Genomic DNA, 2,590 nt, shown 5'->3' on the forward strand with positions numbered 1-2,590 from the left:
CCTCGAGTAGGGCGGGACACGTGCAATCCTGCCTGAACATGGGGGGACCACCCTCCAAGCCTAAGTACTCCTCAGTGACCGATAGTGCACCAGTACCGTGAGGGAAAGGTGAAAAGCACCCCGACGAGGGGAGTGAAACAGTTCCTGAAACCGGATGCCTACAAGCAGTCGGAGCCCCTTCATGGGGTGACGGCGTACCTCTTGTATAATGGGTCAGCGAGTTAGTCTCGGCAGCAAGCTTAAGCCGCTAGGCGTAGGCGCAGCGAAAGCGAGTCTGAATAGGGCGAATGAGTTGCCGGGATTAGACCCGAAACCGGGTGATCTAGCCATGGGCAGGCTGAAGGTGGGGTAACACCCACTGGAGGGCCGAACCGACTACTGTTGCAAAAGTAACGGATGACCTGTGGCTAGGGGTGAAAGGCCAATCAAACTCGGAAATAGCTGGTTCTCCGCGAAATCTATTGAGGTAGAGCGTCGATCGCTCACCGCCGGGGGTAGAGCACTGGATGGACTAGGGGGGCGCGAGCCTTACCAAATCTAACCAAACTCCGAATACCGGCGAGTGGAGATCGGCAGGCAGCCCGTGGGTGCTAAGGTCCGCGGGCGAGAGGGAAACAGCCCAGACCGCCAGCTAAGGTCCCCAAATCGTGGCTCAGTGTGAAAGGATGTGGGAAGACCATGACAACCAGGAGGTTGGCTTAGAAGCAGCCATCCTTTAAAGAAAGCGTAATAGCTCACTGGTCTAAACAAGTCGTCCTGCGCCGAAAATGTAACGGGGCTCAAGCCACGTGCCGAAGCTGCGGGTGTGCGAGATCTGCGGATCTTGCACGCGGTAGCGGAGCGTTCCGTAAGCCGGTGAAGGCGCATCGCAAGGTGCGCTGGAGGTATCGGAAGTGAGAATGCTGACATGAGTAGCGACAAACAGGGTGAGAGACCCTGTCGCCGAAAGTCCAAGGGTTCCTGCGCAAGGTTAATCCGCGCAGGGTGAGCCGGGTCCCTAAGGCGAGGGCGAAAGCCGTAGTCGATGGGAATGGGGTCAATATTCCCCAGCCTGCTGATGGTGACGAAGGCCGAAAGCCGTTTTCCCTTACTGGATTGGGAAGGCGGCCTGGGACTTCCAGGAAACAGCCTCAGCGATAAGACCGTACCCTAAACCGACACAGGTGGACTGGTAGAGAATACCCAGGCGCTTGAGAGAACGATGTTGAAGGAACTCGGCAAATTGCCCTCGTAACTTCGGAAGAAGAGGGCCTTCATTCCGCGCAAGCGGGATGGAGGGGCACAGGCCAGGGGGTAGCGACTGTTTACCAAAAACACAGGGCTCTGCTAAGCCGCAAGGCGAAGTATAGGGTCTGACGCCTGCCCGGTGCCGGAAGGTTAAGGAGAGAGGTTCACGCCTTGAACCGAAGCCCCGGTAAACGGCGGCCGTAACTATAACGGTCCTAAGGTAGCGAAATTCCTTGTCGGGTAAGTTCCGACCTGCACGAATGGCGTAACGACTTCCCCGCTGTCTCCAACATCGGCTCAGCGAAATTGAATTCTCCGTGAAGATGCGGAGTACCCGCGGTTAGACGGAAAGACCCCGTGCACCTTTACTACAACTTTGCAGTGGTGTTAGGCAGGGGATACGTAGAATAGGTGGGAGACTGTGAAACCTGGGCGCCAGCTTGGGTGGAGTCGCCAGTGAAATACCACTTGTCCGCTTCCTGACATCTAACCGGCCCCGATCATCTCGGGGCGGGACCCTGCATGGTGGGTAGTTTGACTGGGGCGGTCGCCTCCCAAAGAGTAACGGAGGCGCGCGATGGTAGGCTCAGGCTGGTCAGAAATCAGCTGGTGAGTGCAATGGCATAAGCCTGCCTGACTGCGAGAGCGACAGCTCGAGCAGAGACGAAAGTCGGTCATAGTGATCCGGTGGTCCCGTGTGTGGAGGGCCATCGCTCAACGGATAAAAGGTACGCCGGGGATAACAGGCTGATCTCCCCCAAGAGTCCATATCGACGGGGAGGTTTGGCACCTCGATGTCGGCTCATCACATCCTGGGGCTGAAGCAGGTCCCAAGGGTTCGGCTGTTCGCCGATTAAAGTGGTACGTGAGCTGGGTTTAGAACGTCGTGAGACAGTTCGGTCCCTATCTGCCGTGGGTGTAAGGAGACTTGCCAGGCGCCGTCCCTAGTACGAGAGGACCGGGATGGACGCACCTCTGGTGCACCGGTTGTCGCGCCAGCGGCATCGCCGGGTAGCTATGTGCGGACGGGATCACCGCTGAAAGCATCTAAGCGGGAAACCCTCCTGAAAACCAGGTCTCCCTAAGGGCCGTGCCAGACCAGCACGTCGATAGGCCGCAGGTGAACGTGCGGTAACGCATGCAGCCGAGCGGTCCTAATCGCCCAATAGGCTCTCTCTCCCCCACCATGCATCAGCCCCACTCCCCCCAACCAAACCCATCCCCACCCGCCCCCCAACACCTCGAGGGCGGGCGCGAAGACCTGGTGGCCATAGCGGGGTGACCAACACCCGATCCCATCCCGAACTCGGCCGTGAAAAACCCCTGCGCCTATGGTACTGCGTCTCAAGACGCGGGAGAGTCG

General features: G+C 58.5%; 2 rRNA genes. Both read left to right on the forward strand.

The window, feature by feature from the left end:
* Positions 1-2,406, forward strand: a 23S ribosomal RNA gene (locus tag VKV18_RS06270); the annotation flags it as partial.
* Positions 2,407-2,487: 81 nt separating this feature from the next.
* A 5S ribosomal RNA gene (gene rrf, locus VKV18_RS06275) occupies positions 2,488-2,590 on the forward strand; the annotation flags it as partial.

It is taken from the genome of Chthonomonas sp., assembly GCF_035294505.1.
In the GTDB taxonomy this organism is placed as follows: Bacteria; Armatimonadota; Chthonomonadetes; order Chthonomonadales; family Chthonomonadaceae; genus Chthonomonas.